The sequence below is a fragment of the Frankia casuarinae genome (genome assembly GCF_000013345.1).
Taxonomy (GTDB): domain Bacteria; phylum Actinomycetota; class Actinomycetes; order Frankiales; family Frankiaceae; genus Frankia; species Frankia casuarinae.
Window position 1 is genome coordinate 5,321,152 of sequence record NC_007777.1, and the last position, 25,780, is coordinate 5,346,931.

Sequence of the window (25,780 nt, forward strand, 5' to 3'; positions counted from 1 at the left end):
GAACACCGAGAACTGGGAGGGCATGTGACCGAGGCCGTTGTCGTCGCCGCAACCCGATCACCGATCGGGCGGGCGTTCAAGGGTTCGCTGCGGGGGATGCGGGCCGACGACCTCGCGGCCATCATCGTCCGGGCAGCCCTGGACCAGGTTCCGGCCCTCAACCCGGCCGACATCGACGATCTCATCCTCGGTTGCGGGCTACCCGGAGGCGAACAGGGACACAACATCAGCCGCGTCGTTGCCGTCAGCCTCGGGTTCGACACCGTTCCCGGCACGACGGTCTCCCGGTACTGCGCATCCTCCCTGCAGGCTCTGCGGATGGCTGCGCACGCCGTGCGCGCGGGAGAGGGTGACGCGTTCATCGCCGCCGGGGTGGAGGTCGTCAGCGGCTTCGTCAGGGGCAACAGCGACAGCCTGCCGGACACCCAGAACCCGCGCTACTGCGAGGCCCAGGCCCGTACGGCGGCCCGTGCCCAGGCGGGGTCCGCGCCCTGGACGAATCCCCGGGCGGCCGGCGAGCTGCCCGACGTCTACATCGCCATGGGGCAGACCGCCGAGAACGTGGCCCAGCTCGCGGGTGTGAGCCGCCTCGAACAGGACGAGTACGCCTGCCGCTCGCAGAACCTGACGGAGCGGGCCGTCGCGGACGGCTTCTTCAAGCGGGAGATCATTCCGGTGCCGCTGCCCGACGGCGGGGTGATCGACAGCGACGACAGTCCCCGGCCGGGAACCACGATGCGGGCGCTGGCCGCTCTCAGGCCGGTGTTCCGCCCGGACGGTACCGTCACGGCCGGCAACGCCTGCCCGCTCAACGACGGAGCCGCCGCGGTCATCGTCATGAGCGACACCAGGGCCCGCGAGCTCGGCATCACCCCGCTGGCCCGGATCGTCTCCACCGGCGTCAGCGCACTGTCACCGGAGATCATGGGCCTGGCCCCGGTGGAGGCGTCCCGGCGGGCCCTGGCCCGGGCGGGGATGACGATCGACGACGTCGACCTGGTAGAGCTGAACGAGGCGTTCGCGGCGCAGGTCATCCCGACCTACCGGGCGCTCGGGCTCGACGTCGCGAAGCTGAATGTGCACGGTGGCGCGATCGCGCTCGGTCACCCGTTCGGGATGACCGGCGCCCGGCTACTCACCACCCTGCTGAACGGACTACGCACCACCGACACGACCATCGGCCTGGAGACAATGTGCGTCGGCGGCGGGCAGGGCATGGCGCTGGTCGTCGAGCGGCTGTCCTGAACCGGGAGTTCGCGACCTTTCGGGCTTCGGGTCTGCCGCGACCGACGCTCCGTGCTAGGCAGAAAGAGCACGCGCATGCGATCGGTCACCGGAGCATCCAGGCAGAGCAGACCGGATCGCCCGGCAGGGAGGTCGACCATCATGATGTTCGCATCCGTCGGAGAGAGGTTCGTCGTCCACGGCCGCACGGTGGGCAGCCCGGAACGACACGGGACCGTGGTCGAGGTACGCGGCGAGGACGGAGGCCCGCCGTTCGTCGTGCGTTGGGATGACGGGCACGAGGGACTCTTCTTCCCGAGCTACGACTCGCTCGTCGAACTCCGACCGTCACGGGAGTCCGCGGGCGTCTGACCCCGGGCACGTCCGACCCCGGAGAGGATGGCGACGGTAGCCGAGCCCGGGGAGCCAGGCCCGGGGCGTGTTGATCGCCTGAAACATTTTCCGGCGAAATCGGCTGCCCCGGGGCCTTCAGGCGGTGTGACCTGCTGCGCTATACAGCAGGGACACAGCCGTCGGACCGACAGGTAACGCGCGTCGATCCGGAGGCAACGCGGATAACTCCGGAGCGTGACCGATGTCGACGCCTTCCCCCTCCACCGACGATCCAGCCGATCATCCCGGCCGGCCCGAACACCGGTCGGAGCCAGGCCGCACCTCGGAACCGGAGCACGGGTCGGGCCCGGACCGCCGGTCCGGGCCATCGGCGGCACTCGCCCGTATGGTCAGTACGGTCAGTCGGCGCTCGGGCATCGTCGCCGTCGTGGCGCTGCTCGTCACCGCCGCCCTGGGGTTCGGAACCACCCGGCTGGAATTCACCACCGGCCAGGACAACTATCTGAACCCCGACTCCCAGGTTGCCCGGGACAACGTCGCCTACCAGTCCCTCTTCGGCGGCCAGGCGATGGTCACGCTGTTCACCCTGGACAAGGGCGAACGACTCGAGGACCTATTCACCAAGCGCAACATCAGCCAGTTCCGGGAGTTGCAGGCCAGCCTCGACGCCGATGACCGGATCGAATCGGTGATCACCCCGCTCACGGCGCTGGAGTTCACGAACAACCTGGTCACGAGCCCGGACGGCAATCCCGTCAACAGCCCCGCCGGGAAGATCCTGCTCGGTGCCCAGCGCCGCGATCCGGATCCGGTCTCCGCCCAGCGGCGCCTCGCCGACTCCGTCACGACACTGCGGCGGATGCAGGCGATCCCGGTGGCCGAGCGGGTCTACGACAACCCGGCCTGGGTCTCCTTCCTGCTCCGCGACAACACGGGTGCCATCCGTAAGTCGATCAAGCCGTTCTTCCCGACCGAATCCACCAGCCAGATGGTCACCCGACTGCGGGGCAACGCCTCCCTCACGACCGAGGGCCAGGCCGCGACCCTGGCCGAGAAGGCCGCGTCCGAACGCATGTTCGATAATGCGACAACGATGTCGACCGGGGCGCCCGCGCTGCTGCGCGACCTCAACGACTACCTGCGCGGCGGGTTCGTCACCCTCGGGGGCATCTCCCTGGCACTGATGGCCGGCCTGCTGCTCGTCGCCTTCGCGGTGCGCTGGCGGCTGCTCCCGCTCGGCGTCGTCGCCGTCGGCCTCATCTGGGCGTTCGGCCTCGCCGGCTACGCGGGTGTCCCGCTGTCGGTGGTGACCATCTCCGGTCTGCCGGTGCTGCTCGGCGTCGGCATCGACTTCGCCGTCCAGCTCCACAGCCGGGTGGAGGAGGAGGCCCAACTGGCCCGGGCCGGCCATCCCGTCACCGCGGCCCTGGCCGGGCTGCTGCCCGCGCTGAGTGTCGCCACCGTCGCCGCGGTGCTGTCCTTCCTCGCGCTGGAGTTCAGCGACGTCCCGATGATCCGGGACTTCGGCACGCTGCTCGCCCTGGGCCTGCCGGTGATCGTCATCGCCACGATCCTGTTCCTCACCGCCTCGTTGGGCCTGCGGGAACGTCGCCGGCCGACCCCCCCGAAGGACTACACCCACGGCCCGCTGGGTCGGACGGTGATCACCCTGGGGTCCCTGCCACGGATCACCGCGCTCCCGCTCGTCGCCGTGTCCGTCGCGGTCTTCGCCGTCGGGATCGTCACCGACGGCACACTGAAGATCCAGACCGATCCGGAGAAATGGGTCGACCAGCAGGGTCAGGTCATCAAGAACATCAACACGCTGCGCGCGAGCACCGGATCCGCCAGCGAGCTGGGCATCTACGTCCAGTCACCGAACGTCTTCGACGACGCCACCGTCGCCTTCCTCGCCGAGTTCGCGAACACCCGGCTCGCGAAGGACCCGGCCGACCTGCTGACCGCGTCGAGCCTCGTCACGACCATCAGCTTCATGATGGAGGTGCCGAACACGACGGTCGTCCTGCCGACGGGTCAGGACGTCCGGCTCGGCTACGCCGCGGCACCGCCCGACCTCCAGCGCGCCACGGTGAACCTGGCCCACAACGCGCTCAACCTCGTCTTCCGTACCGGATCGGGCTCGTTGGAACGGCAGGCCGCAATCGTCGACGACATCCGGGACACGGTCCATCCGCCGCAAGGGGTACGCGCCACCCCGTCGGGCCTCGTCGTGGTCGGCACCGGGCTGCTGGAGAACTTCACGAAGAACCGGACCCAGCTGACCTACTTCGCGCTGGTCGGCGTCCTGCTCATGCTGCTGGTCTGGCACCGCAGCATCGTCCGGGCGGTCCTGTCGCTGGTGCCGGTGCTGATCGCGGTCGGGCTCAGCTCCATGATCGCCTGGCTGGTCGGCGTCGATCTCAGCCCGCTCACCGCGGTCGGCGGCCCGCTCGTCATCGCGCTGGGCAGCGAGTTCACCACCCTGCTCGTGCTTCGCCACCTGGAAGAGCGTCGACGCGGCCTGACGCCGAAGGAGGCCGTCGACCAGACCGCAGCCCGCACCGGACGCGCCTTCGTGGTCTCCGCGCTCGCCGCCGTGATCGGGGTCGCCGTCCTGGCCTTCAGCTCCCTACCGCTGCTGCGTGACTTCGGTCTGCTGGTCGCCCTCAACGTCGCCATCGCCCTGCTGTCCGCGCTGGTCGTCCTCCCACCCCTGTTGATCTGGGCGGACGAACGCGGCTGGGTGCACCAGCCGCGCCAGGACGACCCGGGCCCGGCGGTCGACAGAACCGGACCGGGTCTTCGTCAACACGGCGACATGTGGGACGCTCAAGAAACCCGTTCCAAGGCCGGCGCATCACGGCCGCGGCCGATGGCGGGTGGAAACCGGGACGAGACATCCGCCGTATAGGCTCGGCAGCCGCCCGAGCGTCGAAGGAGAGGGCATGAGTTTCGAGTTCAAGGTCGCGGATCTCGCACTGGCCGAGTTCGGCCGCAAGGAGATCCGGCTTGCCGAGCACGAGATGCCCGGCCTCATGGCCACCCGGGCGGAATACGCGGCCAGCCAGCCCCTCAGGGGCGCCCGCATCATGGGCTCCCTGCACATGACAATTCAGACCGCGGTGCTGATCGAGACCTTGGTAGCGCTCGGCGCCGACGTCCGTTGGGTCTCCTGCAACATCTTCTCCACCCAGGACCACGCGGCCGCCGCCGTCGTCGTCGGGCCGAACGGCAGCAAGGACGACCCGCGGGGCGTGCCGGTCTTCGCCTGGAAGGGCGAGACCCTCGAGGAGTACTGGTGGTGCACGGACCAGGCGCTGGCCTGGCCGGACGGCGGCACCCCGAACATGATCCTCGACGACGGCGGCGACGCGACCCTGCTCGTCCACAAGGGCGCCCAGTTCGAGGCGGCCGGCGCGGTCCCCGCGACGGACGCCGCGGACGGCGAGGAGTACGCGATCGTCCTGGAGACCCTGCGCCGCACCATCGCGCAGAAGCCGGGTCGGTGGGCCGAGACCGCGAAGAACATCAAGGGCGTCACCGAGGAGACCACGACCGGCGTGCACCGTCTCTATGAGATGGCGAAGGCCGGCACGCTGGCATTCCCGGCGATCAACGTCAACGACTCGGTGACGAAGTCGAAGTTCGACAACAAGTACGGCTGCCGCCACTCCGTCATCGACGGTCTCAACCGCGCCACCGACGTGCTCATCGGCGGCAAGGTCGCCGTGGTGTGCGGCTACGGTGACGTCGGCAAGGGCTGTGCGGACGCGCTGCGCGGCCAGGGAGCCCGGGTGATCGTCACCGAGATCGACCCGATCTGCGCCCTGCAGGCCGCGATGGACGGTTTCCAGGTCACCACCCTGGAGGACGTCGTCGCGACGGCGGACATCTTCGTCACCACGACCGGCAACTTCAACATCATCCATGCCGAGCACATGGCTGCGATGAAGCACCAGGCGATCGTGTCGAACATCGGGCACTTCGACAACGAGATCGACATGGCCGGCCTGGCCAGGACCCCCGGCATCGAGAAGATCAACATCAAGCCGCAGGTCGACGAGTGGGTGTTCCCGGACGGCCACTCGATCATCGTGTTGGCCGAGGGCCGGCTGATGAACCTCGGTTGCGCCACCGGACATCCGAGCTTCGTGATGTCGAACAGCTTCACCAACCAGGTGATCGCGCAGATCGAGCTGTTCACGAAGACCGAAAACTACCCCGTCGGGGTATACGTGCTGCCCAAGCACCTCGACGAGAAGGTCGCCCGGCTGCACCTCGACGCGCTGGGCGTGAGGCTCACCCAGCTGACCAAGCAGCAGGCGGACTACATCGGCGTGCCCGTCGAGGGTCCGTACAAGGCCGACCACTACCGCTACTGATCGGTCCGGTCCTCTCGCGCCGATTCCGGTTAATCCGATTAATCCGATCGACCGGATTCGGCGCTTCGACCTGAATCGGCGCTTCGCCGGCCGGGATCGGTCAGCGTCTCCTGGACGACCAGCAAACCGACGTCCACGACGGGTCGCTCAGGTCGTCCAGGCTGTACCAGCCGGCCGGCAGGTAGGTCCCCCAGGTCGCCGACGGGACGTCGGCGCTCGCCCGGTCCGGTACCGCGGGCCTGCGCACACCGAAGGTCGCGTCGCCGCCGGGGCAGCTCAGGTGCCCGAACCTGAAGATCGGCTCGCCGGCCTCCTCACCCCGGCCGGGACCGGTCCGGCACAGCGATGCCGTGGCCGGCGGCCACAACGAGGCGACATGGACGTAGAAACCGGCGTCGAGATACGTCGCGGGTCTGTTCGGCTCTCCGGCCGCCGCCGGCACACCGACCTCCGTCGCCTGCCCGCCCGGGCAGCTCGCCCAGGTCGCTCCACCGGCCTGCGCGGCGCCCGCGTTCACCAGAGCCAGGATGCCGCTCACCGCGAGGGTCGCCCCGGCGGTGGTCAGAGTGGCCAGGGTGGTCCGGGTCGCGCCGCCGCGCCGGCCCGCCCGCCGGGAACCGCGCCGCGCGGGACGACACCCTCCGGACGCAGCCGCTTCCGGTGCTCCCGGCGCTCCGGAGGATAACGGCCGTCCGACTCGTCGCGGGGAAGATACGGCATACCGCATTGAATGCCTCCTTCTCGAGCCCGGCTGCGGGTCGATCATGCGGTAGAAGGATACAGGCGCTAGAACGATACAGGCGGTAGAACCATATAGGCGGCATCGAAACACGGGCTCCGCCGCCCGGTCCGCGGTTCCCGCAAACATCTGCAAAAAACAGTCAGTATGCCCCTCGATACCGAGGGTTGACGAGGCGTCGAAGGGATGGCGGCTCGCGGCGGCGTCGGCTGTCCGTGCCTGGGGCGCACCACCGAACCGGGTCGGGCCCCTGTCAGGGATCCAGCGGGAGGGTTTCCACTCACCATATGTCCGGGCATACCGCCCCGATGCGGACCTCTCCGCAGCAGCCCGGCACTATGGCCATGCTGGTACTCCGGCTGGAAACTATGACTGTAGCGGTCAACCGACCTGATGACCCCATGAACAGGAAGCGGCCCGGAATCGTGATTTCCCAGACGAGGATCTGTCGCGGCGACACACGTGGGAAGGAGAGCCGGTAGCGATGGCACCGACCTTGTACCCGCCGGCCCGCTTCCGTCCGGTGCGGAACACGACCGGAGTGATGATCCAACCCACCCGAGGCCTCATCCCGCACGTCCAGGTGGGCGGCGGCTCCCTGTTCGGCTGGTTCGACAACCCCGCCAGCCAGGTCAGCTCACACCTGTGGCTGTCGAGGAGCGGCGACTTCGAGCAGTACGTTCCTTTCGACCGGAGGGCCTGGGCCCAGGCGGCAGGAAATCCATACTGGATCTCCTGCGAATGCGAAGGGTACGAGACCGAGGACTACACACCCCTACAAATCATCCGGCTCGGCGAGCTCTTTCAGTGGGGGATGCGGGAGTTCGGATGGCAGGAAGAGATCACCGACTCTCCCGCCGGTTACGGTATCGGTACCCACCGGATGGGCGGCCAGGCGTGGGGAGGCCACAATTGCCCGGGTGACATCCGGGCCAACCGACGCCGGGACATCCTCGCCGCCGCGCGGCATAACGGAGTCGGCGCAGCCGCCGATCCCCGGCACCGTTACGACGACCGTCCGACCCTGCGGGAGGGATCGCGTGGTCCGGACGTCGTGGAGCTCCAGAACGCCCTGAACATCATCTTTGGCCATGAGGCCCCCACCGGTGATCCCAACCGGATAACGCCGGATGGCGTGTACGGGCCACGGACCACTGCCCGGGTGGCCTCCCTACAGCGCTACGCCGCGCCGTGGTTCGGCCGCATCCCGGACGACGGGGTCTGCGGGCCCAACACCTGGCGTAAGATCGGTTACCTCCTCACCGGGATGAACCGCCGGGTCTGACCCACAGACCGGGCCCGGCCGCTCCCCCGCACCGGGCGCTCCCGCTCACCGGGCGGTCGTGACCCGGCGGGCCAGCTCGGCGCCGGCCCTCCGCAGCCACCGGAGCGGCTCGGCCATCGCCATGGCCGGCCCCCCGGCGAGATCGACGAGGGCGATCTCGGCCCGGACCCCCTCCGGTCGGGGGGCGTCAACCCGCCCAGCCACCAGGAGCACGGGCACCTCGGCGTCCCGCGCCAGCGCGAGGACTCCGCCGACCACCTTGCCGGACAACGAGGTGCGGTCGAACCTGCCCTCGCCGGTCACCACCCAGTCGGCGCCGGCAAGGGCCGCCGGCAGGCCCGCCGCCTGGATGATCGTCGGCAGGCCGGGGACCACCTCGGCTCCCCAGGCCGCGGCGAGGCCGTAGGCGGTGCCGCCGGCAGCCCCGGCTCCCGCGGCGTCGGGAGCACCACCCAACAGGTGGGCGAGCCTGCGCAGCCCCTCCTCCAGCCGGGTGATGTCCGCGGGTCCGGCACCCTTCTGCGGCCCGAATACGGCGGCGGCGCCGGCAGGGCCCAGCAGGGGCGCGTCGACGTCGACGAGACAGTACGCTCCCCCGGCCGGCGCCGGCCGCAACCCGGTCAGATCGATGTGCGCGAGCGACGTGAGGGCGCCGCCGCCGACGGCCAACGGCCGGCCGGCCGCGTCGAGGAACCGGGCACCCAACGCGGCGAGGGCACCGGTACCACCGTCGGTCGAGGCGGAACCGCCCAAAGTGATGAGAACGCGGTCGACTCCGGCGTCGATCGCGGCGGCGACCAACTCGCCGAGGCCCACGGTCTGCGCGCCCAACGGATCGAGTTCCCGCATCAGCGGCAACCCGCTCGCCCTCGCCAGTTCGATCACTGCGGTGCCATCGGGCAGCGACAGCCATTCGGCGTCGTGGCCCCGCCCGTCCGGACCAGTCACCCGTGCCGGGTGCCGCTCCGACCCGGGTACGCCGACGGCGAAGACGTCGAGGGTGCCCTCGCCACCGTCGGCGATCGGTACTCCCACGACCTGATCGCGGGGCCGCTCGGAGCGCCAGCCCGCGCCCAGCGCCGCGACCACCTCGGCCGCGGTCGCCGATCCCTTGAACGAGTCGGGTGCGAGGACCACCCGCGCGGGCCGGTGGGGGGACGGTACCCCCGTCATCGGAGCGTCACCGGCCGTCGGAGCGTCACCGGCCGTCGGAGCGTCACCGGCCGTCGAGACATCCCGCGTCGGCGAGCCACGCATCGATGCCGGCGAGGGCCGCCGTCCGCACCTCGATCGGCGCGGCTCCGGATTCCACCGAGCTGCGGGCGCAGGCGGCCAGTTCCTCGTCGGTCAGGCCCAGCGCCGATCGGCACAGCTCGTACTCCTCCAGACAGGTGGGCCCGAACAGCAGCGGGTCGTCGGCGTTGATCGAGCATCGCACCCCGGCCCGCAGCAGGGCCGGAAGCGGATGTTCGGCCATCGACGGGACGACCGAGAGCAGCAGGTTGGACGTCGGGCAGACATCGAGGCAGGTCCCTCGTTCGAGGAGGGTGTCGACGAGTCGGGGATCCTCCATGGCGCGGATACCGTGCTGGAGACGATCGGCATCCAGGGTCTCGATGGCGCCACGCACCGACGCGGGACCGTCGAGTTCCCCGGCGTGGGGGGTCGAGAGCAACCCGCCGTCGCGCGCAATCCGGAACGCCGCCATGAACGGCTCCGGCGGCCAGCCGTTCTCGTCGTTGTGCAGCCCTAGGCCGACGATGCCCCGATCGGCGTAACGCAGGGCCAACCGGGCCACGGAGACGGCCTGTTCGGGGGAGTCGAAGACCCGGTCGACGGCCGCCATCCAGCGGACGGTCACCCCGTACCGCGCGCCGACCTGATCCGATCGGGCCAGCACCGTCTCCCAGGCGGCCTCCGCGCTCCCGAAGACGCCTAGATGAACGTACGGCCAGAAGCTGGGTTCGAGGTAGGTGACGCCCTCATCCGCGGCATCGATGATCATTTCGTCGACGAGACGTTCGAAGTCCTCGGGCCGGCGGAAGACCGGCAGGATGCCGGCGATCACTTCGCTGAAGCCCCCGAACTCGGTAAACCCCGTGGTGCGGGGAGTCGGAACGCCCGCGGCGGCGGCCAGGTCGGCCAGTGTCGACGGCCGCATCCCCAGCTCGAAATGCAGATGCAGATGGCCCTTGGGCAGCGAACGCAGATCCCGCATCACAGTCCTTCCTCCGTGGCCGCGCGGCCGGCGGTCTCCCCATCCCGTGGGGACAACCACGAACCCGCAAGACGGTGGATTGAAACTTACGTGGTCGAGCCGCCCCGCGGGAGCCGGACGAAGATGGTCGCCGGCTCAGGTCGCCGGCTCAGGTCGCCGAGACGATCCCAGTGGCCACGAGGAAGAGCACGGTGGCACCGAGCGCCAGCCGGTAACCGATGAAAACGCTGTAGCTGTGTCTGGCAATGAACTTCAACAGCCAGGCGATCGCGACGTAGGCGACGGCAAAGCTGACCACGGTCGCGATGATCGTCGCCGGCCAGCCCACCCCGTCGGCGATGTCGTCGGACTTCGTGAGGACCTGCAGCGCCGCGGCCGCCATCAGGGCCGGGATGGACAGGAAGAAGGACAGCCGGGTCACCGCCACCCGGTCCAGGCCACGCAGCAACCCCGCCGACATGGTCGCCCCGGATCGCGAGATACCCGGGATCAGCGCCATGCACTGCACGATGCCGATCACCAGGGTGTCCTTCCACGTCACGTCCTCCTCGTGACGTTTCTGGGTACCGACGTGGTCCGCGTACCCCATCACCCCGCTCCAGAGGATCAGCGCACCGCCGACGAACCACAGGCTGCGTAGCGTGGTCTCGATCTGATCCTTGAAGGCCACCCCGACCAGGCCGATGGGAATCGATCCGAGAATGACGGCCCAGCCGAACCGGTAATCCGGATGCTCCCGCCAGGCGGGATCGCGCACACCGCGGCCCCACGCCGCCAGAAGGCGCCGGAAATCATGCCGGAAGTAAAGCAGGGTGGCGAAGACCGCACCGACCTGGATGATCGCGGTGAAAGCGGTGATGTCCGGGTCGTCGATGTCGTGGCCGAGCAGCTTCTCCAAAATTGTCAGATGTCCGGTGCTGGACACCGGCAGAAATTCCGTCAGCCCCTCGACCGCGCCGAGAAACACCGCTTCCAGGACGTTCACATGGACCCTTCCGCACCGGTACACGCCACCTGCTGATCGCGCAGGGCAGTGTATGACGACGAGGATCATCTGCTCCCGGTGGGGCGGGCCACGCGGCCGTCAGGCGGCCAGCGCCCGGGTCAGCGCACATCGAGCCGTCGCCCGGGCGACGGCCGCCTCGGTGCGGGTCACGACGGGCAGATCCAGCCGGGTCAGGGCCCGCCCGCCACAGCAGCGCCGCGGACGAGGAGAACGAGAGTCCCGCCGGCGTGCGGTTCACCTTGCCTGATGGGTGAAGAAGGCCCAGATGGTCGCGGTGGCATTCAGGGCGGTTGACGGCGGGTCGAGATGCAGGATTCGCTCGGCCGTCGGGTGGCGGGCACCGCCGGGCCACTGGTGGCCCGCGCCGGCAATGGTGACCAGTTCCACGGCCCGTCCCTGCGGGCAGGTGGCGATAAAGGTGGTGACGCTTTCCGTAGTGGTTGTGGCCGGGGTGGCACAATGATCGGCGGTACGCCACATCGCGTTCACGAACGGGACGGCCGGTCCGTTGATTTTTGCGACCCCGTCACCCTCGCCGCCGTAGTAGCGTACGGTGTGGTCCGCGGTGCCGTGAATGGCGATGACGGAGATTGGCCGCGGTGCGGGGCAGGTGCCGAGCAGGGTCGCCGAATCGGGTCCGATCGCGGCGAAAATGGTGGTGTCGCAGGCCAACCGGTAGTCCATCATGCCGCCGTTGGAGATTCCGGTGGCGTAGATACGGGCGGTGTCGACCGGTACGGCGGCTTGGATGGCGGCTACCATGCCAGTGATGAAGGCGACATCATCCACGCCGGTCGCACCGGGCTTTCCGCAACAACCGCCGCCGACGGACCAGGCATGGTTCTGCCCTTCGGGATAGGCGACGAGAAAATGGCCGCGGTCGGCCTCGGCGTCCCAGCCGTAGGAGTTCTCGGCCTGCTCCGCGCCACCGAAACCGCCGTGGATCATGACGACGAGCGGCGCCCGCGCGGGCAGAGTCGGCGGCCGGTACAGCCGGTAGGCGCGGGTGGCGCCGCCGACGTTGATCGACCGTACCGACGATCCGACCGGGACAGCGGCCGGCGTAGAAGCCGTCGCGGTGCTGGCGGGCTCTGCCGGGCCTGCCGCGGAGCGCCGAAGCGGCCCCGAGCAGCCGGTGAGGGCGACCGCGCCAGCGACGAACACGGCGAGCAACCAAGACGTGCGGGGGAAGCGGATGATCATCGAACCCCTCTGGTCGGCGCCCATAAGCGGGCAAGGGAATGCCCACAGCCTGGCATACCCGCCCAACCATGATTTTGATCTGCTCGCGCCATAGCGTGCCGGGAGCGGGCGGCGTGGTGCCGACCGCGCCGAGTACGAGTTCGACAGCCACCTACGCCACTACGTCTCACCACCCGCTTTCGTACGGAATTCACATCTTTCTTGTATGGAATGCGGGGTGCGACGAGCCGCTGACCTCGTAGTGGCCGGGGGTGGAGCCCGCCGGCCGGGCTGGCGAGGGCTGAAGGGCGGCGGAAAGAGGTGGGGATGCGGGAAGAGGTGGGGATGAGTGCGGGAGACCCGGCCAGGGTGCCGCCGGCGCCGGTGCTCACGTTCGCCGATGTGACCCTGGACGAGGCCGCCGCTGGTGCGGCCGTACTCACGCTGACCGGTACGGCGGCTTGGCTGTTGCTCGGCCGGGGGCTACGCCCGCTGCGGGACATCACCCGTACGGCGGCCGCCATCGCCGGCGGCGACCTGGCTCGGCGGGTCCCGCCGGGGCGTCCGCGCACCGAGACCGGTCAGCTCGCGGCGGCGCTCAACACCATGCTCGGCCAGATTCAGGCGGCCTTCGAGGACCGTCGGCGGCCGGCAGCCGCGGCGGTGGCCGGACCGGCAGCGGCCTCGGAATGGCGATCGTCGCCGCCATCGCCGCCGCCCACGACGGCACCGCCACCCTCGACAGCGCCCCCGGCGCCGGCACCACCGTCCGCATCGTCCTCCCCGCCGGCACAGGGGAGGAATTGGCCGCGGTCCGGCCCGTCAACCTCCTCTGACCGGGCCGGCCCGTTTCGACCAGTGACGCCGCGTTCACCGCCTCCGCGGGTTGCCCGGTCATAGCAAGAAAACTGCGGATCCGAATGTGCCTCACATCTTGCCGGAAAAGGGTTCTCATTCCAGGCTGATGTTCTTGCCTTGCTGGCAGGGGACACGGGCACAGCCGGTCCACGGAAACCGTGGCACCCAGCCGGCTGGCTCCCACGGTCACCCGTCGGGGCCACCTGACCATCTCCGATCTCCCGAAGGCAGGTGTCCCGTTCCCATGAACCTTCAGGCTCCGGTCCGTCGAGGTCTCGCAACGGCTACCGTTGCCGGCGCGGCGCTGCTTACCATCGCGGCCTGCCAGCCTGGCGCCCGGGTAGTGACCGCCGCGCCGGCGACGGCGACCGCCGGGCAGGCAGCCGACCAGCCAACCTCAACGACACCGGTGTCGGCGGCGGCGTCGGCTGCCGCGACATCCACGGATGCGGTCGGGAAGGGTGCCGGCGGGCCGGGCTCCCTGACCGTGGCCATCACCTCCCCGGTGGCGGTCTCCGGCCACGTCGACACGGTGGTGAGCTGCCAGACCGCGGGCGCCCGCTACGTGGCGTCGGCGAGCGGCTCGGTCCACGGCTACGCCGTCTCGGACGTCGTGCGGGTGGCCGGTTACCACGGGCCAGGGAGCTACCAGGCTTCGGTGACCGTGTCGATGACCGGCCCGGATGCCCACTACGCGGTCACCGCCGTACCGGCCACCGCGCAGGTCACCGCTACTGGTGGCGACGTCTCCTTCTCGGCGACGAGCACCGGCGGCCGAACGCTCGCCGGTTCGATCGCGTGGGCCTGCTCCGCGTAGGCGCACATGCGACCAGTGACTTTAGGAGAACATTCGGTGACCAGGCCGCTCGTCGGCCACGGGGGCACGCCGGCCCGGAGACGTCTGCGCCGTCTGCTCCTGGTGGTCGCGGCCGTGGCGGTCCTGCGCGGTGTGCAAGCCGGCGTCGCTGCGCTCACCGTGCTGACGGCAGCGGCACTGCGGCTCGAACAGCAGCTGCCGCACCTGCATGTCACCCGCCTGGCCGAGACTGGGCCCGAGCCGCTGACCCCGCTGACCGCTCTGGTCATGGTCGCCGTGTCCGCGGCCGTGTCCGCCCTTCTGCTCCGCGCTCGCCGGACGGTCACGGCCTTCGCGGCTGTCAAGGCATTCGCCCTTATCGCGGCGTCGACCATCGCCGGCGTCGTCGCTGCCGGCCCGGTGGGCCTTCGACTGGCCGTCGCGGGGTGCGGCGCGAGCCTGGCCGTCCTGCTGTGGCCGGCGGTCCGGCGCGCCGCCGTAACCCTGCTGACGGCGGTCGGCCTGCCGCACGCCACCGGCCGGACCGCCGACGTCGCCCTCGCCGTGAAGATCGGCCTTCTCGTCGCGGTGGTGCTCGTCAGCTAATCGGCTATTAGCACCGCGCGCCCTCAGCACCGCGCGCCCGCTTCCCCTGCGTCCACCCCACTCGCTCCCATCTCCGCCCGAAAGGAAGTCGTGATGAGCCGCGCTCCCCACGTCCGCTCCGTCGCCGCGCCACCATCCACAGCCAAGACCTCCGACATCAAGACCTCCGACAGGGTGCCCGGCTCGGGAGAGGGGCCGGTCGAGGCGATCCGGCGGCTGCGTGCCGACCCGCTCACCCGGCTCAACGAGCTGGCCCGCGCCCATGGGCCAGTGGTGCGCCTGGCGAGCTGGCCGGTGTCGGCCTTCCTCGTCACCGACCCGGACGCGATCGCTGACGCCCTGGTCAGCGGACACCGGGCCTACGCCAAAGGTGCCGTACGCCGCGGCGCCGGTTCCCGGCGAACGGTGGTGCAGCCGCTGGCACTGCTGCTGGGCCAGGGCCTGCTGACCAGCGCCGGGGACACCCACCGCCAGCAGCGCCGGCTGCTGCAGCCGCTGTTCCACAAGCAGCGGATCGCCGGCTACGCCGACGCCTTCGCGGCCATCGCGGACAAGACCGCCGACGGCTGGCGGGACGGGCAGCGCCTCGACGTGCACACCGAGATGACCGAGATGACCCTGGCGATCGTCGCCCGGACCCTGTTCGACGTCGACCTGGACAGCCACGTCGTCGACGTCATTCGGGCCGCTCTCGACCAGAACATGCCCGCAGCCCGCCGAGCCCAACTTCCCGGCTTCACTACCCTCGAACGGCTACCGCTCCCGGCGCCCCGGCGCCGACGAGACGCCCGGAACGCGCTCGACCGCGTCGTCCACGATCTGATCGCCGACCGCCGCGCCACCGGCGCCACCGGTAACGACCTGCTGTCCCTGCTGCTGACCGCCCGCGACGCCGACACCGGCGCGTCGATGGACGACTCCCAGGTCCGCGACGAGGCGCTCACCCTCCTGCTCGCCGGCCACGAGACCACCGCTAACGCACTGACCTGGACGTTCCACCTACTCGGCCGGGATCCGGAAGTACTGGCGACTCTGCAGGCCGAACTCGACCGGGTGCTCGGCGAGCGGCGGCCGACGATCGACGACCTGCCCCAGTTGCCCTACACCAACGCGGTCATCAGCGAGGCGATGCGGCTGTACCCGCCCGTCTGGGCCATGGGCCGCCACCTCGTCGAAGACCGCGACGTCGCCGGCTACCGCCTGCCCGCCGGCTCCACCCTGGTCTTCAGCCAATGGGTGGTGCACCGCGACGAGCGCTGGTGGCCGCGACCGGAACTCTTCGACCCCATCCGCTGGACCGGGCCCGACACCGCCGATGAGCCGGCCGACGCCGGGCCGAAGATGCGGCCTCGCTTCGCCTACTTCCCGTTCGGCGCCGGCCCCCGCCAGTGCATCGGCAACACCTTCGCCATCACCGAAGGCGTGCTCGCCCTGGCCGCTATCGCCCGCCGCTGGTCCTTCACCCCCGTACCCGGCCTGCCCGTCACACCGCAACCCCTGGTCACCCTGCGACCGAAGGACGGCCTACCCATGATCGCCCACGGTAGGTACCCGAACCGGTAGCGGCCTTTATCAGGCGATCTCTATGCCGACGTCGGGCGGCTGGTGCAGCGAGTTGTGGACGGTGCAGTGCGAGGCCACCGCTACGAGGCCGGGCCGGCGCCGTTCCGGCAGACTGGCGGGAACGGCGATTCGCAGCCGCACCGCCGCCACCCGGGCGGGTCGGTCAGTCGCCATGTCGAACTCGGCAGCAACCCGCAGACCGTCCCGGCACACGCCATGGCGGGTGAGGTACCGGCCGGCGTAGAAGGCGACGCAGGATGCGAGTGAGGCGACGAACAACTCTGTCGGCGTCGCCGCGATGTCGTCACCACCGTGCCGCAGCGGCTGGTCAACCAGCATCTCGTGTCCACGGACCCCGATCGCGTACGACTCACCCGCAAGGTAGGCCACATCGATCCGGCCCGGGTGACCGTCTCCGGACCCAGCCGTGTCCCGCCCGCGGTCAAGCGCCGAGTCTGCTGTCCCGACGGCATCCTCGCGGTCGCGTTCGGCTGCCGCGGCCTGCGCCAGCAGCCGTCCGGCCAGCTGCCGCGCCTCGGGCACGGTCAGGTGCGCCCACTCCTCGCCGCGGTCGTGCCGTTGGCAGCCGACGTTCAGAATGATCTGGCTGGCGCCCTGGCCCTCCCCATCCAGGGGAAGCCGTCCGATGATCATGTCCTGCCCATGGGCGGTCCGGATCACGTCGCGCGCGAGCGCATCGGCTGACTTCGTTCTCGGTCCGTTCATCACGCCCCCCTGACGTCTTGTACCTGCCATGCCGAGGTTAGGACGATGAACGGTATTGATCAGGGGCCATCGGTCCCGGCCAGCGGGGCCAGATGGACGCCCACCGCGCTGGGGATGAGGTCCTTTGAACGGCGTGGCGCGGACCGGCCCTGCCGCATGTCCGCCGACGAGGATCAGCCCACCGACCTTGCGCGCCGGAACCGGGAGCACACCGGCCGCGTACCAACGGCGCGCGGTCACGTACGCCACGGCCTGCGACTCGGCCCACTCCTTAAGGCTCGCGTGACCATCATAGACCGCCACAGAGCGCTACGGTGTGGTGCCAAGACTGGCGTGCCGCCGAACATCTGGGGGTTACCCAGCTGGCACCACTGCTGACCTCAGCTGAGCAGACGGACGGGATCAGCCTGTGGTGGTTCACCAGGAAGGCAGCCTCCTGGCGGATCCGCTGGCGCCCAGGCCCAAATCGGGACGGGCGCAACCCCGCGGAGTCCGGCGACGGCAGGCTCCGCGCCGTGCTCAACGGCGACGCGGTCCACCGCTGGGCACCCGCCGTCTACGAGCCTGAGATCCACGCCTTCGGTGGCCCCGCCGGCATGGACGTCGCGCATCAGCTCTTCCACCACGACAGCCGCAACGTCCTCGCCCACCTCGACCGAGCCCGCCCCGAGCATCGGGCCGAGGTCGGACTCGTGCTGGCCGCGGCGCTGCTGAGGTCAGCTGGCCAGGACTACTACGAACAGGGTGACGTCTGGACCCGCGTCGCCAGTCACCGCCGCACCCGCCAGGCCAGTGCGCGGCAGCCCGCCGCCACGGCGGCTACCCGAAACGCCGTCCGGCAACTTCTCGCCGCCCGCACCGTGCAGCCCCTCAAAGCGCTACCGGCGTGGCCGGCAGCGTTCCGGCACGCGGGTCGGTCACTCGCGAACCTCGCCAACCAGGGCCAGCTCACCCGCGGCCTCCGCGCCGTTCTTGCCCATCACATCCTGTTCGCCTGGAACCGGCTCGGCTTCCCCGCCGCCGACCAGGCGCAGCTCGCCCACACCACCGCCGCCATCATCTTCGATGACCCCGGCCCGATCCCTGACGAACGGTGACCACGATGACCACCCGCACCCCCGAACAGCTCCGCGACAACCTGGTCGCCGACATCCACCGCTGGGGCACATTCCGAACCGCCCAGGTCGAAGCCGCGTTCCGCACGGTCCCGCGACACCTGTTCCTGCCCGACGTCGACCTGGAAACCGCCTACGCCCCCCAGGTCGTCGTCACCCGCCGCGCCCCCGACGGCACCGCGCTGTCCTCAGCATCCCAACCCAGCCTCGTCGCCGCCATGCTCGAACAGGCCGGCGTCCACCCCGGCCACCGCGTCCTGGAGATCGGCACCGCCACCGGCATCAACGCAGCACTCCTCGCCGAACTCACCGGCCCGACCGGCCAGGTCACCACCATCGAGATCGACGAGGAGCTCGCCGCAGGCGCGCGCACCGCACTGGTCAAGGCCGGTTACGAACGCGTGGACGTTGTCCACGCCGATGGTGCGGCGGGCCACCCGGGCGGAGCGCCCTACGATCGGATCGTCATCACGGCCGGGGCCTGGGACCTGGCCAAGGGCTGGTGGAACCAGCTCGCCCCCGCCGGTCGTATCGTCGTGCCTCTCCGTCTCCACGGAAGCGGCCTGACCCGCTCCCTCCCGCTCGACGCCGTTGAGCCGGGCCGGCTCGTCAGCCGCTCGGCGCTCGTCTGCGGATTCGTCCCCCTACGTGGCGCCGACGCCCACACCGGCCGTACCCTCGCCCTCGCAGACGGTGTCGCCCTGCACGTCGACGACCACGACCCCGCCGACGAGCCGGCGCTGCGCGCCGCGGCGGCCAGCCCACCCCACAACCTATGGACGGGGCTGACGATCCACGACGACGAACCGACCGCGCACCTCGACCTGTGGCTCGTCACCATGGGCGCCCGCTTCGGCCGCCTCGCCGTCGACACCACCGTCCGCCCTGACAGCCAGCTCACTCCGACACGGCGCTGGGCCGGGGCCACCATCCACGACGGCACCACCATCGCCTACGTCACCCTGCGTCCCCTCGCATCCGACACCGACGAACTCGGCGTCACCGCCCACGGACCCCACGCGGCCACCCTCACCGCGCACCTCACCGATCTGCTGCACCAGTGGCGCAAAGAAGGCCCCGCCGAACCTGTCGTAACGGCCCATGCCGCGGACACCCTGGAGGACCAGACCGTCGCCGGACACCGCGTCGATCGGCCGAACAGCCGACTCACCGTCCGCTGGCAGCCCTGAGAAGAGGCGGGACCCGATGGCCTTCACCACATCGACAGATGCGGCACCCACGACGTTCGCTCTCGTCGCACCACGGTTTCCCCTCGTCCCCCGTGACCGGCCATCCTGCCCAGCCCTCGACGCCCGGATCTACCGGGGTGGATCACCCGCGGCGCCACCCGCGGCGCCACCCGGATGGCAGGTCCCGGGTCATCATCGCCGACGCCGAGATGCAGCGGCTACGCGAGCGCCGGCCCCCGGCTACTACACTCGCTGGGTGCCGATAACCGACGTTTCGCCAGCTGCTTCGCATCGAGTCGGACGGGACAAGAGCCAAGCGGGCACACCACGTCGGTGGAGGGGTAGGCTGTAGGTGTTGCTTGTTCTTCCGTGCGTGACCTACGCAGAGAACGGCACGACTGGACCACGGCACCGGCCGGGGTCTGGGGCGAGGCCGGTACGCGAAGGACGCTTACCGGGAGCGCGGCAAGGAGAAATAATCGTGGCGCAGGGTACCGTCAAGTGGTTCAACGCGGAGAAGGGCTTCGGATTCATCTCCGTCGACGGTGGCGGCCCGGACGTGTTCGTCCACTACTCCTCGATCGTGGCGGACGGCTACAAGTCCCTGGATGAGGGCCAGAGCGTCCAGTTCGAGATCGTGCAGGGCCAGAAGGGACCGCAGGCGGACAACGTCCAGCCCGTCTGAGGCCGTACCACCCCCAGCCTTACGCGTCGGCGCGCGGCTCCCGTGGGAGCCGCGCGCCGATGTTGCGTTGGCCGATGTTGTGTTGGCAGGCCGGTAGTCTCACCGCAGTAGTTGACCGACGCCGTCGGCGGGCACCGCTCGATCATGGGCCATGTGCACCTGACGAGCGACCAGATCAGCGCCCGGGCAACCGAACCACGGTGATGAAGAAGTCGTCGATGAACCGCACGTCGTCGACGAACCGGTCGAAATCGACCGCCTTCGTCACGTAGGCGTTGGCGTGCAGGTTGTAGCTGCGCAGGATGTCCTCGGCAGCGCCCGAGGTGGAGAGCACCACGACGGGGATGCGTCGCAGGTCGGTGTCGGCCTTGACCTCGGCCAGCACCTCGATGCCGCCCCGGCGCGGCAGGTTGAGGTCCAGCAGGATCAGGTCGGCCGCCGGGGCCTGTGTGAAGGGCTCCTCCCGGCGAAGGAACGCCATGGCTTGGATGCCGTCGTTCACGACATGCAGCCTGCCGTTGATCCGATCATCCGCGAACGCTTCGCGGGTCATGAGGACATCCCCCGGGTCGTCCTCAACCAGCAGTACGTCGAACGGGTCCGTACGGACACTCGCCGTCATCTGGATACCTCGAAGTAGAGGCCGCCATGGCATGGCAGCCGGACGAGAAGCGGGGGTAGGGGATGTAAAGCGGGGCCAGGGCGGACAGGACAATCAGCGCCTACGGCGCGGGACGGCCGCTCCTCGAGAGCGTGAGCGGGGCCGCGAGCAGGCGCGGGCGGAGTCCGTCCGGCCCGGAACGGTAACCGGACACCCCGGAATCGATGCACGGACTTTGGCGATGTCTGACGGTACGCCAATGGAAGTGGTCTGTCGCCCCCCTAACAGGGACAAGTCCGAGGACGAGCCGAGGCTCACCGTTTTCGGCCTCGCCGCGACCGCCCGGGCACCCACGACCCCACGACCGCCCGGCTACCCCGACCGCCCGGCTACCCCGACCGCCCGGGCACGAGGCCGAGCTTCGGCCGTTCCCGGCGTGGCGGTTCCCGGTCGTCCCCGGCGGGAAGGCAAGGGGTCATGAGCTCCGGCAGCCCGGTCCAAGACGAGATCCGCCCGCATGCCCGCGAACTGCGTCGGCTGATCCCGGACGTATACCGGGGGCTCGGCACCCTGGGCGACGCGGCTCTCCGTGACGGCGCCCTGGACAGCCGCACGAAGGAGCTGATCGCACTGGCGCTCGCCGTGAGCACCCAGTGCGACGGTTGCATCGAGGCACACGCTCACGGCGCCGTCCGGCAGGGTGCGACCTGCCAGGAGGCGGCCGAGGCCATCGGGGTGGCACTGCTGATGAACGGCGGACCGGCGTCGGTCTACGGCCCGCGCGCGTTCGCCGCCTTCAGGCGTTTCCGCGCCGAGCGGCACGAGGCGGGGGACGGTACGGCGCCGCTCGGGCACGTAACCCCGGCCTCGCCGGGACACGCTCCATCAACCGCCCAGGTTCAGCCCCCCGGCAACACCGACGTCTGAACCGGCGACAGAGGACCCGCCGCGCCGGCGGCCCAACGGACGGTGGTGCCCGCAGACCGTCGTCAAGACCGGCTGAGGACACGCCGGCGCGGGTGCCACCGCCCTCCGGCGGACGGGCCCGGACGGCCCGGCTACAGGCAAGGAAAATCTCATGGTTAAAAATATCCCTGGAGATTTCCTCGTCCCCCGTTTCGGGCCATCGAAATTCGTTGCCCTACGGACGAGTTGTTTACCTGTCCTTTACAGTTCCACCCACCCCGGCCGGCGGCATCCTGTTACGATTTTCCCGTGACCGCAGGCGAACGGGGAAGAAGGCTCCGATGACGTTTGTCGTCCTGTCGCCCTGCATTGATGTCAAGGACACCGCCTGCGTGGAGGAGTGCCCGGTCGACTGCATCTACGAGGGCAGCCGCAAGCTGTACATCAACCCGGACGAGTGCATCGACTGCGGAGCCTGCGCGTCGGTCTGTCCGGTCGACGCGATCAAGAGTACCCGGATCGTGCCGGCGAGCGAGGCCGAGTTCATCGCGGACGAGGCCCGGTTCTTCACCGACATCCTGCCTGGTCGGGATGCTCCGATCGGTAATCCGGGCGGCGCCGGCAAGATCGGCCCGATCGGAGCGGACACCGCTTTCGTCGCGTCCTACAGACGCTGACGAGACAAGCCGCCGGCGAAGGCTGACGCGGCCACGGCGTCAGCGAGACCGCCGGCCCACGGCCGGTGCTCAGGACCCACCCCGTCCGGGCACCGGCCCTCTACATTTCGGGGGCGAAACAGGGGCCGAGACCGAAGCAGAGTTGCGGGTTTCCCAACGGGTGATGTCGACCGGTCGTGCCGTCGACCAGATGACGCGCCGCGGAATGTCGATTGACGAGAAGGCGGCGTGACAAAAATCCCGGAAAACGGCATGCAGACGTCATCGCCAGGCGACCGGAGAACATGACGGAAACCACGTGGGGCCGGAACCGAAATCACTCCGGGCCGAGGCCGGGGCGGGCACCGTAACGGACCCCCTGAGGGGATCAGGCCAGCCCCGACAGGCCTGATCCCCCGCCCCCCGAGCATCCATCCGACGACCGTCCATCGGTCCGGTTCGCCTCAGCCGTAGGTCTCATCCCGGCCGTAGGTCACCCGGCTGCGACCTACCCGGCCACCGTCCAGGAGTCGGCGCCCTGGAGCAACGTCCGCAGATCGCCCAGGCCGCCGGGCCGGGCGGTCGCCAGCCGCTCCTGGAACAGCTGGTCGAACACGGGATGCGAGACCGACCGGTAGACGCCGATCGGCGGCTCCGGAAACTCCGCCTGCGCCAACTGGGCCAGGGCGTAGGCATAGGTCGAGTTCTCCACCGTCGGATCGTGCACCACGACGCGGGGGTCACCGCTGTGCCCGACCGCCAGCTCCCCGGTGGCCGGGTCGCGGATCACGGCGTACTGCTCGTCCACGCCGAAAACCACCGGCATACCGGGCGAGAGCCGGATCGGCCCCTGCTCGCCCTTCGCCCCGGCGGCGCCGGCATCGGCATCGGCATCGGACCGCTTCGGCTGACGGGGGATCGCGTTGAACGTGGGGCAGCCCTGCCGGATCTCCACCAGCGCCGCTCCCTGATGCGCCGCGGCGGCGGTGAGGGTGGCGGTGAGGTGGCGACGGTCCGAGTCGATCGTGCGGGCGACGAACGTCGCGCCGGCGCCGAGCGCGAGCGCAACCGGGTCGAACGGGTTGTCGAGCGACCCGTGGGGGCTCGACGGGCTGATCGTGCCGATCCTGGAGGTCGGCGAATGCTGACCCTTCGTCAAACCGTAGATCTGGTTGTTGAACAACATGATCTTGAGATTCACGTTGCGACGCAGCGCGTGAATAAGGTGGTTACCGCCGATCGACAGCGCGTCGCCGTCACCGGTTACGACCCACACCGCCAGGTCCGGCCGGTTGATCGAGACACCGGTCGCGAAGGACGGCGCCCGGCCGTGGATCGAGTGGATGCCGTAGGTGTCGAGGTAGTAGGGGAACCGCGAGGAGCACCCGATGCCGGACACGATCACGATGTTCTCGGGCGGGACGCCGAGGGCCGGCAGCAGACCCCGCATCGTCGAGAGGATGGCGTGGTCCCCGCAGCCGGGGCACCAGCGGACCTCGTTGCCGGTCATGTAGTCCTGCGCGGTCAGCGCCGGCCGTCCCGCCAAGTCACCCGACGGTTCTCCGGATCCACCATTCAGCGAGATCATCGTCCTGCCTCCCCGGCCGTGCCGAGCTTCGAACCAAGGTGTACGTTCAACCGGGCGCTCACGTCCCCGACCGGCTTCGAGGCCGCATCCGCCGACGGCTCCTCGTCGATGCCCTGGATGATCCGGCTGATGACGGAGGTAAGCTCGGCGACCCGGAACGGCATGCCGCGGGTCTGGTTGTAGCCGACGGTGTCGATCAGGCATTCCCGGCGCAGGAGTCCGGCGAGCTGCCCGAGGTTCATCTCGGGGACGAGCACGGTGTGGTACTCCGACAGCACCGAGGCCAGGTTCGCCGGCAGCGGGGCGAGATGGCGCAGGTGCGCCTGGGCGACCTTCATGCCGTCGCGCCGCACCTGGCGGCAGGCTTCACCGATCGGCCCCCACGTCGAGCCCCATCCGATCACCAGCACATCGGCGCCGGATCCGGGGGGCCCGCTGGGATCATCGACCTCCAGGAGCGGCACGTCGATGTTATCGATCTTGGACTGTCGGGTGCGGACCAGCAGGTCATGGTTGTCGGGGTCGTAGGAGACCGCACCGGTCAAGTCGGCCTTCTCCAGACCGCCGATGCGGTGCGTGAGCCCCGGGGTACCCGGGATCGCCAGCGGGCGGGCCAACGTGATCGGGTCCCGCACGTACGGCAGGAAGATCGGGTTACCGGCCTCGTCCACCCCGTTCGGGCCGGTGGCGAGATCGATCCCGATGGTGGGCAGCTCCGCCGTCTCGGGCACCCGCCACGGCTCGCTGCCGTTGGCGACGTAGGCGTCGGACAGCAGGATGACCGGGGTGCGGTAGGCCAGCGCGATCCGGGCTGCCTCCAGCGCGGCGTCGAAGCCGTCCGCGGGCGAACGCGCCGCGATCACCGGCAGCGGCGCCTCGCCGTGCCGGCCGTACAGGGCCTGGAGCAGGTCGGACTGCTCGGTCTTGGTCGGCAGACCGGTCGACGGCCCGCCGCGCTGCACGTTGACGACAACGAGCGGCAGCTCCATGATCACCGCAAGGCCGAGAGCCTCGGTCTTCAGGGCCATCCCGGGACCGGAGGTGACGGTCACGCCGAGCATCCCGGCGAAGGACGCGCCGATCGCGGAACCGATGGCGGCGATCTCGTCCTCGGCCTGGAAGGAGCGCACGTCGAAGGAGGCGAGCGCGCTCAGCTCGTGCAGAATGTCGGAGGCGGGAGTGATCGGGTAGGCGCCGAGGAACAGCGGCATCCCGGCCTGCTGCGCGGCGGCGACCAGGCCGTAGGCGATCGCCTTGTTGCCCTTCATGTGCCGGTAGGTGCCGGCGGGCAGCTTGGCCGGCTTCACCTCGTAGGAGAGCGCGAAGGCCTCGGTGGTGTCGCCGTAGATCCACCCGGCCCGCAGCGCGGCGATGTTCGCGGCCTGCACGTCCGGCTTCGCGGCGAACCGCTTCTGCAGGTAGGCGATCGTGTCCTCGATGGGCTGACTGAACATCCAGGACACCAGGCCGAGCGCGAACATGTTCTTCGTCCGGGCGGCGTCCTTGCGCTTCAGGTTGAACTCGGCGACGGCCGTGGCGGCGAGACCGGTGAGGTTGATCGCGTGCACGTGGTAGGCGTCCAGCGACCCGTTGGTCAGGGGATCGGCCTCGTAACCGGCCTTTTCCAGGCCCATCACCGTGAACGCGTCGGTGTCCACGATCAGGACCCCGCCGGGACGCAGCTCGGCGATGTTCGCCCTGAGCGCCGCGGGGTTCATGGCGACCAGAACGTCGGGCCGGTCGCCCGGGGTCCTGATGTCGTGGTCAGCGATGTGGAGTTGGTAGCTCGACACCCCGGCCACGGTTCCGGCTGGCGCCCGGATCTCCGCCGGGTAGTTCGGCAACGTTGCCACGTCGTTGCCGCCCGCGGCGGCCTGGGCGCCGAACCGGTCACCGGTGAGCTGCATCCCGTCGCCGGAGTCACCGGCAAAACGGATCACCACGTGTTCCAGTTGCGTGACCCCCGGATCTGGTCGTTCGGACAACTGTTCGGTTGGCATGGCGAAACCTCATCTCAACTTCTCAGCTACGCACGCCCGCGCCGGGCGAGCGGAACCGCGCGTGGCAACGCTGACAGCACGGAAGCGGGGTCAGGGAAGC

The 25,780-nt window shown here is 69.9% G+C and carries 23 protein-coding genes and 1 pseudogene; 15 read left to right on the top strand and 9 right to left on the bottom strand.

The window, feature by feature from the left end; translation table 11 throughout:
* The first annotated feature begins 24 nt into the window (after positions 1–24).
* The 4 genes from FRANCCI3_RS22530 (at position 25) to ahcY (ending at position 5,960) form a co-directional block, all read left to right on the top strand.
* Positions 25–1,245: an acetyl-CoA C-acetyltransferase gene (locus FRANCCI3_RS22530; protein WP_011438805.1), complete on the top strand. Its 1,221-nt coding sequence runs from the start codon at positions 25–27 to the stop codon at positions 1,243–1,245.
* Between the two features lie 144 nt (positions 1,246–1,389).
* On the top strand, positions 1,390–1,596 hold the full coding sequence (locus FRANCCI3_RS22535) for a DUF1918 domain-containing protein (RefSeq protein ID WP_035729341.1): 207 nt from the start codon (positions 1,390–1,392) through the stop codon (positions 1,594–1,596).
* 367 nt (positions 1,597–1,963) lie between these two features.
* Positions 1,964–4,489 carry an efflux RND transporter permease subunit gene (locus tag FRANCCI3_RS22540; RefSeq protein WP_108913675.1) on the top strand — a complete coding sequence of 842 codons (2,526 nt, stop codon included), beginning with the start codon at positions 1,964–1,966 and terminating at the stop codon, positions 4,487–4,489.
* A gap of 34 nt (positions 4,490–4,523) precedes the next feature.
* Positions 4,524–5,960, top strand: a complete 1,437-nt coding sequence (ahcY, locus tag FRANCCI3_RS22545; RefSeq protein WP_011438808.1) for an adenosylhomocysteinase — start codon at positions 4,524–4,526, stop codon at positions 5,958–5,960.
* Between the two features lie 100 nt (positions 5,961–6,060).
* Here ahcY and FRANCCI3_RS22550 read toward each other — a convergent pair whose 3' ends face one another.
* Entirely contained in the window at positions 6,061–6,498 is a 438-nt protein-coding gene (locus FRANCCI3_RS22550) for a hypothetical protein (RefSeq protein WP_232234815.1), read from the bottom strand.
* 685 nt (positions 6,499–7,183) lie between these two features.
* On the opposite strand from FRANCCI3_RS22550, the gene FRANCCI3_RS22555 reads away from it, so the two are divergent.
* The gene (locus tag FRANCCI3_RS22555; protein ID WP_011438810.1) at positions 7,184–7,984 is read left to right on the top strand and encodes a peptidoglycan recognition protein family protein; all 801 of its coding nucleotides are present in this window, start codon (positions 7,184–7,186) and stop codon (positions 7,982–7,984) included.
* A gap of 45 nt (positions 7,985–8,029) precedes the next feature.
* On the opposite strand, the gene FRANCCI3_RS22560 is transcribed toward FRANCCI3_RS22555, so the two are convergent.
* The 4 genes from FRANCCI3_RS22560 to FRANCCI3_RS22575 form a co-directional block, all read right to left on the bottom strand.
* On the bottom strand, positions 8,030–9,157 hold the full coding sequence (locus tag FRANCCI3_RS22560; RefSeq protein WP_011438811.1) for a glycerate kinase: 1,128 nt from the start codon (positions 9,155–9,157) through the stop codon (positions 8,030–8,032).
* Positions 9,158–9,200: 43 nt separating this feature from the next.
* Positions 9,201–10,202 carry an adenosine deaminase gene (add, locus tag FRANCCI3_RS22565; RefSeq protein ID WP_011438812.1) on the bottom strand — a complete coding sequence of 334 codons (1,002 nt, stop codon included), beginning with the start codon at positions 10,200–10,202 and terminating at the stop codon, positions 9,201–9,203.
* A gap of 148 nt (positions 10,203–10,350) precedes the next feature.
* Positions 10,351–11,187, bottom strand: a complete 837-nt coding sequence (locus FRANCCI3_RS22570) for an undecaprenyl-diphosphate phosphatase (RefSeq protein WP_011438813.1) — start codon at positions 11,185–11,187, stop codon at positions 10,351–10,353.
* A 255-nt stretch (positions 11,188–11,442) separates the two neighbouring features.
* Positions 11,443–12,411 (bottom strand): extracellular catalytic domain type 1 short-chain-length polyhydroxyalkanoate depolymerase, encoded by a 969-nt coding sequence (locus tag FRANCCI3_RS22575; RefSeq protein WP_011438814.1) that lies wholly within the window; start codon positions 12,409–12,411, stop codon positions 11,443–11,445.
* A 393-nt stretch (positions 12,412–12,804) separates the two neighbouring features.
* On the opposite strand from FRANCCI3_RS22575, the pseudogene FRANCCI3_RS29235 reads away from it, so the two are divergent.
* From FRANCCI3_RS29235 to FRANCCI3_RS22590, 5 genes and pseudogenes are all read left to right on the top strand, one after another.
* Positions 12,805–13,038: pseudogene (locus FRANCCI3_RS29235) on the top strand (HAMP domain-containing protein); the annotation flags it as partial.
* 41 nt (positions 13,039–13,079) lie between these two features.
* The gene (locus FRANCCI3_RS29240) at positions 13,080–13,226 is read left to right on the top strand and encodes a hypothetical protein (RefSeq protein WP_083503372.1); all 147 of its coding nucleotides are present in this window, start codon (positions 13,080–13,082) and stop codon (positions 13,224–13,226) included.
* A 266-nt stretch (positions 13,227–13,492) separates the two neighbouring features.
* Positions 13,493–14,065 carry a hypothetical protein gene (locus FRANCCI3_RS22580; RefSeq protein ID WP_011438816.1) on the top strand — a complete coding sequence of 191 codons (573 nt, stop codon included), beginning with the start codon at positions 13,493–13,495 and terminating at the stop codon, positions 14,063–14,065.
* 36 nt (positions 14,066–14,101) lie between these two features.
* Positions 14,102–14,650, top strand: coding sequence for a hypothetical protein (locus FRANCCI3_RS22585; RefSeq protein ID WP_011438817.1), 549 nt, complete (start codon positions 14,102–14,104; stop codon positions 14,648–14,650).
* Positions 14,651–14,743: 93 nt separating this feature from the next.
* Positions 14,744–16,213: a cytochrome P450 gene (locus FRANCCI3_RS22590; RefSeq protein WP_011438818.1), complete on the top strand. Its 1,470-nt coding sequence runs from the start codon at positions 14,744–14,746 to the stop codon at positions 16,211–16,213.
* Between the two features lie 9 nt (positions 16,214–16,222).
* On the opposite strand, the gene FRANCCI3_RS22595 is transcribed toward FRANCCI3_RS22590, so the two are convergent.
* Complete coding sequence (locus tag FRANCCI3_RS22595; RefSeq protein ID WP_023840006.1) at positions 16,223–16,939, bottom strand: OsmC family protein; 717 nt, start codon at positions 16,937–16,939, stop codon at positions 16,223–16,225.
* 314 nt (positions 16,940–17,253) lie between these two features.
* On the opposite strand from FRANCCI3_RS22595, the gene FRANCCI3_RS22600 reads away from it, so the two are divergent.
* From FRANCCI3_RS22600 to FRANCCI3_RS22610, 3 genes are all read left to right on the top strand, one after another.
* Positions 17,254–18,036, top strand: coding sequence for a thiopeptide-type bacteriocin biosynthesis protein (locus tag FRANCCI3_RS22600; protein WP_011438820.1), 783 nt, complete (start codon positions 17,254–17,256; stop codon positions 18,034–18,036).
* A 5-nt stretch (positions 18,037–18,041) separates the two neighbouring features.
* Entirely contained in the window at positions 18,042–19,244 is a 1,203-nt protein-coding gene (gene fxlM / locus FRANCCI3_RS22605) for a methyltransferase, FxLD system (protein ID WP_011438821.1), read from the top strand.
* A gap of 481 nt (positions 19,245–19,725) precedes the next feature.
* A complete protein-coding gene (locus tag FRANCCI3_RS22610) occupies positions 19,726–19,929 on the top strand; it encodes a cold-shock protein (protein ID WP_011438823.1) in 204 nt (67 codons plus the stop codon).
* A 175-nt stretch (positions 19,930–20,104) separates the two neighbouring features.
* Here the strand turns inward: FRANCCI3_RS22610 and FRANCCI3_RS22615 are convergent, their stop codons facing one another.
* On the bottom strand, positions 20,105–20,551 hold the full coding sequence (locus tag FRANCCI3_RS22615) for a response regulator (protein WP_011438824.1): 447 nt from the start codon (positions 20,549–20,551) through the stop codon (positions 20,105–20,107).
* Positions 20,552–21,007: 456 nt separating this feature from the next.
* Between FRANCCI3_RS22615 and FRANCCI3_RS22620 the strand changes: the two genes are divergently transcribed.
* Both FRANCCI3_RS22620 and fdxA read left to right on the top strand, forming a co-directional pair.
* Positions 21,008–21,457 (top strand): carboxymuconolactone decarboxylase family protein, encoded by a 450-nt coding sequence (locus tag FRANCCI3_RS22620; RefSeq protein WP_011438825.1) that lies wholly within the window; start codon positions 21,008–21,010, stop codon positions 21,455–21,457.
* 320 nt (positions 21,458–21,777) lie between these two features.
* Positions 21,778–22,113, top strand: coding sequence for a ferredoxin (gene fdxA / locus FRANCCI3_RS22625; protein WP_011438826.1), 336 nt, complete (start codon positions 21,778–21,780; stop codon positions 22,111–22,113).
* A gap of 487 nt (positions 22,114–22,600) precedes the next feature.
* On the opposite strand, the gene FRANCCI3_RS22630 is transcribed toward fdxA, so the two are convergent.
* Together FRANCCI3_RS22630 and FRANCCI3_RS22635 are read right to left on the bottom strand one after the other, a co-directional pair.
* Positions 22,601–23,680, bottom strand: coding sequence for a 2-oxoacid:ferredoxin oxidoreductase subunit beta (locus tag FRANCCI3_RS22630; protein WP_011438827.1), 1,080 nt, complete (start codon positions 23,678–23,680; stop codon positions 22,601–22,603).
* The gene (locus FRANCCI3_RS22635; protein WP_011438828.1) at positions 23,677–25,680 is read right to left on the bottom strand and encodes a 2-oxoacid:acceptor oxidoreductase subunit alpha; all 2,004 of its coding nucleotides are present in this window, start codon (positions 25,678–25,680) and stop codon (positions 23,677–23,679) included. The genes FRANCCI3_RS22630 and FRANCCI3_RS22635 overlap by 4 nt, the downstream gene beginning before the upstream one ends.
* Between the last annotated feature and the right edge of the window lie 100 nt (positions 25,681–25,780).

Coding starts and splice junctions, on each gene's coding strand:
- FRANCCI3_RS22620 (WP_011438825.1), top strand. CDS start 21,008: ATGAGCTCCGGCAGCCCGGTCCAAGACGAGATCCGCCCGCATGCCCGC.
- FRANCCI3_RS22630 (WP_011438827.1), bottom strand. CDS start 23,680: ATGATCTCGCTGAATGGTGGATCCGGAGAACCGTCGGGTGACTTGGCG.
- FRANCCI3_RS22575 (WP_011438814.1), bottom strand. CDS start 12,411: ATGATCATCCGCTTCCCCCGCACGTCTTGGTTGCTCGCCGTGTTCGTC.
- FRANCCI3_RS22555 (WP_011438810.1), top strand. CDS start 7,184: ATGGCACCGACCTTGTACCCGCCGGCCCGCTTCCGTCCGGTGCGGAAC.
- fxlM (WP_011438821.1), top strand. CDS start 18,042: ATGACCACCCGCACCCCCGAACAGCTCCGCGACAACCTGGTCGCCGAC.
- add (WP_011438812.1), bottom strand. CDS start 10,202: ATGCGGGATCTGCGTTCGCTGCCCAAGGGCCATCTGCATCTGCATTTC.
- FRANCCI3_RS22535 (WP_035729341.1), top strand. CDS start 1,390: ATGTTCGCATCCGTCGGAGAGAGGTTCGTCGTCCACGGCCGCACGGTG.
- FRANCCI3_RS22590 (WP_011438818.1), top strand. CDS start 14,744: ATGAGCCGCGCTCCCCACGTCCGCTCCGTCGCCGCGCCACCATCCACA.
- FRANCCI3_RS22540 (WP_108913675.1), top strand. CDS start 1,964: ATGGTCAGTACGGTCAGTCGGCGCTCGGGCATCGTCGCCGTCGTGGCG.
- ahcY (WP_011438808.1), top strand. CDS start 4,524: ATGAGTTTCGAGTTCAAGGTCGCGGATCTCGCACTGGCCGAGTTCGGC.
- FRANCCI3_RS22615 (WP_011438824.1), bottom strand. CDS start 20,551: ATGACGGCGAGTGTCCGTACGGACCCGTTCGACGTACTGCTGGTTGAG.
- FRANCCI3_RS22580 (WP_011438816.1), top strand. CDS start 13,493: ATGAACCTTCAGGCTCCGGTCCGTCGAGGTCTCGCAACGGCTACCGTT.
- FRANCCI3_RS22635 (WP_011438828.1), bottom strand. CDS start 25,680: ATGCCAACCGAACAGTTGTCCGAACGACCAGATCCGGGGGTCACGCAA.
- FRANCCI3_RS29240 (WP_083503372.1), top strand. CDS start 13,080: ATGGCGATCGTCGCCGCCATCGCCGCCGCCCACGACGGCACCGCCACC.
- FRANCCI3_RS22595 (WP_023840006.1), bottom strand. CDS start 16,939: ATGAACGGACCGAGAACGAAGTCAGCCGATGCGCTCGCGCGCGACGTG.
- fdxA (WP_011438826.1), top strand. CDS start 21,778: ATGACGTTTGTCGTCCTGTCGCCCTGCATTGATGTCAAGGACACCGCC.
- FRANCCI3_RS22560 (WP_011438811.1), bottom strand. CDS start 9,157: ATGACGGGGGTACCGTCCCCCCACCGGCCCGCGCGGGTGGTCCTCGCA.